We start from the raw sequence: 7,557 nt of genomic DNA on the forward strand, positions 1-7,557 counted from the left end.
CCGCTCCCGTGTCGTCGGAGACCTCAGCCGCGCCAGACGGTCTTCAGGTTGCAGAACTCGCGGATCCCGGCCGCCGCCAGCTCGCGGCCGAGACCGGAGTCCTTCACGCCGCCGAACGGCAGCTCGGGGTACGACGCGGTCATGCCGTTCACGAACACGGCGCCCGCGTCGAGGTTGTCGATGAACCACTCCTGCTCGGCCTCATCCGTGGTCCAGACCGCAGAGCTCAGCCCGAACGTGGTGCCGTTCGCGATCCGCAGCGCCTCGTCCCGGTCGGCGACCCGGTACACGGTCGCGACCGGGCCGAACGCCTCCTCGAGGTGCAGCCGCATCTCGGCGGTCACGCCCTCGAGCACGGTCGGCGCGTAGAACCAGCCGTCCCGGTCCGGCACGAATCCGCCGATACGCGCTGTCGCGCCCTTCGCGACCGCGTCGGCGACCTGGCTCTCCAGCTCGTCGCGGCCGGACTCCGTCGCGAGCGGGCCGACCTCGGTGACCTCGTCGAGCGGATCCCCCACCCGCAGCGCGGCGACGCGCTCGGCGAACAGCCGCACGAACTCGTCGTAGACGTCGGTGTGCACGATGAACCGCTTGGCCGCGATGCACGACTGGCCGTTGTTCTGGTTGCGTGCCGTCACGGCGACCGCCACGGCGCGGCCGACATCGGCGCTCGGCATCACCACGAAGGGGTCTGATCCGCCGAGCTCCAGCACCACATGCTTCACCTCGGAGCCGGCGATCGCGGCCAGGGATCGGCCCGCGGGCTCGGAGCCGGTCAGCGTGGCCGCCTTCACGCGCGGGTCGCGGAGCACCCGCTCCACCCCGGCGGCGGGGATCAGCAGCGTCGAGAACGCGCCCTCGGGGAAGCCCGCCCGGGTGAACAGGGTGTGGAGATAGAGTGCGGCCTGCGGCACGTTCGAGGCGTGCTTGAGCAGCCCCGCGTTGCCCGCCATCAGGGCGGGCCCGGCGAAGCGCAGCACCTGCCAGAGCGGGTAGTTCCACGGCATCACCGCGAGCACGACGCCGAGCGGGGCGTAGCGGGTGCCCGCGGCCGCGGCGCCCACGACGGAGGGATCGGCGAGCTGCTCCGGAGCGAGGAACTCCTCGGCGTGCTCGGCGTAGTAGCGCAGCCCCTTCGCGCACTTGAGCACCTCGGCGCGGGCGCCGGCGACAGGCCGCCCCATCTCGACCGTGATGAGGCGGCCGAGCGTCTCGACCTCCTCCTCGAGCAGGTCAGCGGCGGTGCGCATCCAGTCCGCGCGCTGCGCGAAGGTGGTGGTCCGCAGGGTGCGGAAGGCGGCATCGGCTGCCGCGATGCGCCGCTCGATCTCGGCCTCGTCGTGCGGCTCGAACTCCTGCTCGGTGCGCCCGGTGAACGGGTTGATCGTGGCGATGGCCATGCGGGCTCCTGTGCTCGGCGGTGCGGGCGCGCGCCGGAGCGGCGCGGGCGCGCGGAAGGGTGTCTCGCGATGCTACGTCGCGCACGGCGCGGTCGTCCATGACGCAGGGCGATGGCTGGCATGCCCGCAGCGCACGGTCTCCAGCCGGCGCCGCCCGCACCGCCGCGGCGAGCGCCGCCCCGCCCGCGCGGACCCCGTCCCGCCCGATGCGAGGCATGGCGGACCGGGGGTGTCCCGGATCCGCCGCGCCGCAGAGGATGGATCCGCCCCGAAGGAGGAGCCCATGCGTTTCGTAGACCTGTCCATGCCGCTCGACGACGTCGTGCCCGTCGACCCGCCGTTCCTGCGCCCGAGGATCGAGTACAAGGACCACCAGGCGGGCCTGAAGGACATGGACGCGATGTACGGGATCCGCCCCGACCAGCTGCTGGACGGCCAGGGCCTCGCGGCGGAGACGGTCACCATCACCACGCACGCCGGCACGCACGTGGACGCCCCGTGGCACTACCACCCCACGATGAACAACGGCGAGAAGGCGTGGACCATCGACGAGGTGCCCGTGGACTGGTTCTTCCGGCCCGGCGTGAAGCTCGACCTGCGCCACCTGCCGAACGGCCATCTGGTCACCCCCGCCGACATCGACGCCGAGCTGGAGCGGATCGGCCACGAGCTGCAGCCTCTCGACATCGTGCTCGCGAACACGATTGCCGCCGCCGCCTACGGCCGCGAGGACTTCATCGACACCGGCATCGGCTTCGGCCGCGAGGCCACCCTGCATCTCACGAACCAGGGCGTGCGCGTCGTCGGCACCGACGCCTGGGGCTGGGACCTGCCGGTCAGCATCAACCGCCGGCAGTTCGAGGAGACCGGCGACCCGTCGATCGTGTGGGAGGGCCACAAGGCGGGCGCCGAGGTCGGCTACTGCCAGATCGAGAAGCTCCAGCACCTCGAGGACCTGCCGCCGTCCGGCTTCACCGTCGCCTGCTTCCCCACCAAGGTGCGCGGCGCCTCGGCCGGCTGGACCCGCGCCGTCGCGATCTTCGAGGACTGACGGATCCACCCGGATCCGATCCCACCGAACCACCCCCGAAAGGACACACCCCATGGCATTCGTCTGCAGCGCCACCTGGACCGCCAAGCCCGGCGAGGAGGAGACCGTCCGGTCCGCCCTCGAGAAGCTCTCCCCCGCCTCCCGCCAGGAGCCGGGCAACCTCTACTACCAGGCGCACCAGAGCGCCGAGGAGCCGAACGTCTTCCGCATCTTCGAGGTGTACGTCGACGAGGACGCGTTCGCCGCGCACGGCACCTACCCGCACTTCCAGGAGTGGGCCCTCGGCCAGGCGATCCCGGCCCTGGAGACCCGTCAGCGCGACTTCTCCGAGACGCTGGACTTCTGAGATGACCCAGTACGCGCGCTACGTCGGCCCCAACGGCATCGTGCACACGGGACGGATCCAGCATGGGAAGGTGCAGGACGTCCCGGGGGATCCGGAGATCCTCGCGCTGCTGAACGGACCAGCCGACGTGCGTCGCGACCTGGACGTGCGCGCCGGGCGGCAGCAGAAGCTGCCGATCCCGGAGGCGACGTTCGCCGTTCCGGTGCAGCCGCGCGCGATGCGCGACTTCCTCGTGTTCGAGGCGCACATCGCCGGCATGAAGCAGAACGAGCCGGGCGACGGATCCGTCCCGCCGCAGTGGTACGAGGCGCCCGCGTTCCTGTTCATGAACCCGTGGTCGGTGCTGCCGACCGGCGCCGACATCCCGATGCCGCCGTTCACGCAGCGGCTCGATTTCGAGCTCGAGGTGGCCATGATCGTCAAGCACACCGTGCGCGACGTGCCGCTCGAGGAGGCCGCAGAGCACATCGCCGGCTTCTGCATCCTGAACGACTGGAGTGCCAGGGACGTGCAGGCGGGCGAGATGCGCGTGGGCCTCGGCCCGTCCAAGGGCAAGGACTTCGCGAACACGCTCGGACCGTGGCTGACCACGCCCGACGAGCTGGAGAAGCACCGCGAGGGCGACCGCTACGCCCTGGAGATGTCGGTGGCGGTCAACGGCGAGGTCGTCGGCACCGACAACCTGCGCAACATGTCGTGGTCGTTCGAGGAGATGCTCGTGCATGCCTCCCGCGACGCGTGGGTGGGCGCGGGCGACGTGCTCGCGACCGGCACCGCATCGCGGGGCGCGCTGAGCGAGCGCTGGGCGCGCGCCGGCGGCGAGCTCGTGATCCCGCCGCTGCAGGTCGGCGACGTGGTCACGATGAGCGTCGAGGGCCTCGGCACGATCTCGAACCGGATCGTGGAGCAGGCGAGCCCCGGATACACCGTGCCGCCCGCCCGCCGCACCTACGGGGCTGATCGGCTCTGAGCCCGTCGGATCCCGTGGCCCAGGNCCCCTGGGCCGTATGCTGGCTCAGGCATGGAAGGAGCCGGTCATGGACGATCTGCGCGGGGTCGACCTCAACCTCCTCGTCGTCCTCGACGCCGTGCTCTCCGAGCGCAGCCTGACCCGTGCGGCCGAGGTCCTCGGCACGACGCAGCCCACCGTGAGCGGCGCGGTCGCGAAGCTCCGCACGATGCTCGACGACCAGCTGCTGGTACGCAGCGGCAGGCTCTCCGAGCTCACCCCGCGGGCGAGCGCCTTGCAGCCCGTGGTGCGCGCGGCGCTCGCGGAGATCGAGCGCACCTTCCAGCTGCGGCCGATGTTCGATCCGCTCACCAGCGACCGGCACTTCCGTGTCGCCGCCTCGGACTACGCGCTGGCGGTGATGACCGCGCCGCTGCTCGAGCTGCTGGAGAGCACGGCTCCGCAGATCACGGTGGAGTTCGGGCCGCTCAGCAACGTCGGGCCGATCGACCTGCTGCAGGGCGACATCGTGGTGGCCTCGGTGTCGCGCGGGGTGCCGGGCAAGCACCTGTCGCTGTTCTCCGACGAGACCGTGTGCATCGTGCGCCGGGATCATCCCGATCTCGTCGACGGCGCGCTGAGCACCGAGGCGCTGCGCCGGCTGCCGTACGTGCAGGTCGCCTTCGCGGACGGGGTGGTCATGCTCGCCGACGACGCCCTCGCGACGGCCGGGATCGCGCCGCACATCGTGCGCACGGTGCCGGGCTTCCTGCCGGTCGCGTTCGCGGTCGCCGGATCCGACCTGTACGGCTTCGTCCCCGCCCGCGTGGCCGAGGCGTACGGCGACCACCTCGACCTCGTCGTCGCGCAGATCGAGGTCCCGCTGCCGGTGCTCGTGGAGGCGGCGTTCTGGCACCCTTCGCGCAACGACGACCCGGCGCTGCGCTGGCTCGTCTCCGTGCTGCGCCAGGTCGCGGAGCGGGTCGAGTTCCCCGACGAGGATCCGCCGGGGAACTGACCCGGCCGGCCTACTTCGCGCCGCGGATCGGCAGGATCAGCGCGGCTCCGATGAGGCCCGCGACCGCGCCGGTGAGGAACAGCGCCGGGAAGTTCTGCGGGTGCGCGGCGGACGCTCCGATCGCGAGCAGCACGGGCGCGACCGCCGGCACGATCGATGCGGGCAGCGTGCTCGCGAGGCCCATGATGCCCATGTCCTTGGCGATGTTGTGCCGGTCCGGCAGGATCTCGCTCACCAGCGCGAGATCGACGGCCATGTACACGCCCTGGCCGAGCCCGATGACCGCCATCGCGACCAGGAACACCGGGTACGACGTCGCGAACGTGACGATGACCAGGCCGACCGCGAAGATCAGCGCCGCGGCGATGACGAACGGCTTGCGCCGGGCGATCCGGTCGGACACCTTGCTCGCGATCGGCGCGAAGATCATCGCCATCACGGTGAGCACCAGGGTGGAGAGGAAGATCGCCCCCGAGACCTGCGCCGGCGAGAAGCCCAGGCCGAGGATCAGATAGAACGCCTGGTAGGCCTGCACCGCGGCGATGCCGAAGAAGATGAGGAGCCGGCTCCACCACGCCCAGCCGAACGACGGGTGCCGGACCGGGTTCACCCAGAACGTGCCGAAGAAGTCGCGCGCACTGAGGCGCTGCACCTCGGCGCGGGTGATCCGCCTGTCCGGCAGCCGCACCGCGAGCAGCACGGCCCCGACCACGCCGACCGCGGCGGGGATCAGGAACTGCAGCAGCAGCGAGAACGCCACCGCCTGTGCGATGAACAGGCCGACGACCGCGCCGACGGGCAGGCTCAGGCCGATCAGGGCCGAGGCGGGACCGCGACGTCCCGGCGCGTACTGGTCGGCCAGCACCGCGGTGCACGCGACCGTGACGGCCGCGACGCCGAGGAAGGTGACCACGTTGCTGAGGATCAGGATCCCCAGCGCATCCGCGGCGAAGCCCACGGGTGCGCCGACCGCCATGAGCACGGCGCCGAGCAGCAGCAGGGGACGGCGGCGGCCGAGGCGGGACGTCAGGCGATCGCTGACGCGCCCGAGCACGGGAGAGGCGATGAGGGCGACGATCCCGCTGACGGCCATGACGATCGACAGCACCGTCGTCGCGTTCCTGTGGTCGATCTGGTCGGCCTTGAGCGACAGGGTGAGCACGGCGGGGACGAGCTGCGCCATCCCGGCGCCGATCGCCGCGAAGCCGAGGAAGAACAGCAGGCCGCCGCGCGGGTTCGGCCACTCCTGGAGCGAGGTGTCGACGTCGTCCGGCGTCGAGGTGCGGGATGCGGTCATCAGGCTTCCTTGCCTTCGGCCCGGACATCGGGGCGGCCGGGATCTGCACAGGCTCTCAGGCCCTCGCACGCGGGGGTAGCGGTCCCGGAGGATGGCACACATCGCCAGAGACGATGCCACCCGCCGCGGGAACGACGAAGGCCCCCGCTGTGCGGAGGCCTTCGATCGTTGGGTGGCGAGTGAGGTGTCTGGGTTCACGACATAGGCGACAGGTGATCGGCGACACGTGAGTCGCGTCATAGGCGACAGACTCAGGCATGTCGAAGCATCGCGTCGTCGTGTTGAAGATCATCGCCGGACAGCTCACAGTGACCGCCGCTGCGTGCGAGTACGGGCTCTCCCGCCAGTATCTCCACGTGCTGCTCGCCCGCTACCGTAAAGAGGGATTGGATGGCCTCGAGCCACACTCGCGCGCTCCGCTGACTTCGCCCCAGACGACGACCACCCGCGTCCGCGACCGTGTCATCGAACTGCGCCAACAGCTGACCTCGAACGGGCTCGATGCCGGCCCGGTCACGATCGCCTGGCATCTGCGAGAAGAAGGCCTACGAGCCCCGTCGACGTCCACGATCCGCCGGATCCTGCACACCGCTGGGCTGGTCACCCCCGAGCCGCGCAAACGCCCCCGTTCCTCCTACCTCCGTTTCGAAGCCGCCCGACCGAACGAGACCTGGCAGTCCGACTTCACCCACTGGCCCCTCGCGGACGACACCGACGTCGAGATCCTGAACTGGCTCGACGACCACTCCCGAAAACTGCTGTCCTGCACCGTCCACCACCCCGTCACCGGCGACGACGTCGTCACCACGTTCCTCACCTGCATCGACACCCACGGGCCGCCCGCGTCCACGCTCACCGACAACGGACGCGTCTACACCGCCCGACACGGAGGAGGCAGAAACGCCTTCGAATACACGCTCGCCGCGCTCAGCATCGTCCAGAAGAACGGTTCCCCGAACCACCCCCAGACCCAGGGCAAGATCGAACGCTTCCATCAAACCCTGAAACGCTGGCTCGCCGCCCGTCCCCGCGCCCGCACCGCGGCCGAGCTGCAGACCCAACTCGACGAGTTCCGCGAACACTACAACACGCGCCGACCGCACCGCGCGCTCGACGGAAGAACCCCGGCCGACACCTACGCCGCCTCCCCAAAAGCCGCCCCCACCGGGACCCCAGACACGGACCGGACGCACTACCGCCTCCGCTACGACCACGTCGCCGCCGACGGGAAGATCAGCTTCCGCCGCGCCGGGCGCATGCACCACCTCGGCATCGGCACCACCCACCGAGGCAAACGCGTCATCATCCTCGCCGACGAACACAGCACCACCGTGATCTCCCTCAACACCGGAGAGATCATCGCGACCAACACCATCGACCCAAGCAAAAGCTACTGGCGCAACAACGAGAGAGAGCCCGGCCGATGGCCGGACTCTCTCTCGTAACTTGTCACCTATGTCGCGACTCAGATGTCAACTATGTCCCGACTCATCACA

Annotated in this window: 7 protein-coding genes; 5 read left to right on the forward strand and 2 right to left on the reverse strand. The window is 70.5% G+C overall.

From position 1 onward, the window contains the following. Positions 1–23 precede the first annotated feature (23 nt). Positions 24–1,400, reverse strand: coding sequence for an NADP-dependent succinic semialdehyde dehydrogenase (locus tag ACTJJZ_RS15755; RefSeq protein ID WP_440722136.1), 1,377 nt, complete (start codon positions 1,398–1,400; stop codon positions 24–26). Positions 1,401–1,683: 283 nt separating this feature from the next. Between ACTJJZ_RS15755 and ACTJJZ_RS15760 the strand changes: the two genes are divergently transcribed. From ACTJJZ_RS15760 to ACTJJZ_RS15775, 4 genes are all read left to right on the forward strand, one after another. Beyond that, on the forward strand, positions 1,684–2,451 hold the full coding sequence (locus tag ACTJJZ_RS15760; RefSeq protein ID WP_440722137.1) for a cyclase family protein: 768 nt from the start codon (positions 1,684–1,686) through the stop codon (positions 2,449–2,451). A gap of 52 nt (positions 2,452–2,503) precedes the next feature. Then, positions 2,504–2,797 (forward strand): putative quinol monooxygenase, encoded by a 294-nt coding sequence (locus tag ACTJJZ_RS15765; protein WP_440722138.1) that lies wholly within the window; start codon positions 2,504–2,506, stop codon positions 2,795–2,797. 1 nt (position 2,798) lies between these two features. Then, a complete protein-coding gene (locus ACTJJZ_RS15770; protein WP_440722139.1) occupies positions 2,799–3,767 on the forward strand; it encodes a fumarylacetoacetate hydrolase family protein in 969 nt (322 codons plus the stop codon). Positions 3,768–3,834: 67 nt separating this feature from the next. Further along, a complete protein-coding gene (locus ACTJJZ_RS15775) occupies positions 3,835–4,764 on the forward strand; it encodes a LysR family transcriptional regulator (RefSeq protein WP_440722140.1) in 930 nt (309 codons plus the stop codon). A 10-nt stretch (positions 4,765–4,774) separates the two neighbouring features. Here the strand turns inward: ACTJJZ_RS15775 and ACTJJZ_RS15780 are convergent, their stop codons facing one another. Further along, on the reverse strand, positions 4,775–6,061 hold the full coding sequence (locus ACTJJZ_RS15780) for an MFS transporter (RefSeq protein WP_440722141.1): 1,287 nt from the start codon (positions 6,059–6,061) through the stop codon (positions 4,775–4,777). Between the two features lie 257 nt (positions 6,062–6,318). Between ACTJJZ_RS15780 and ACTJJZ_RS15785 the strand changes: the two genes are divergently transcribed. After that, complete coding sequence (locus ACTJJZ_RS15785) at positions 6,319–7,506, forward strand: IS481 family transposase (protein ID WP_440719109.1); 1,188 nt, start codon at positions 6,319–6,321, stop codon at positions 7,504–7,506. Positions 7,507–7,557 lie beyond the last annotated feature (51 nt).

The organism is Microbacterium sp. 22242 (assembly GCF_052045495.1).
Lineage (GTDB): Bacteria > Actinomycetota > Actinomycetes > Actinomycetales > Microbacteriaceae > Microbacterium.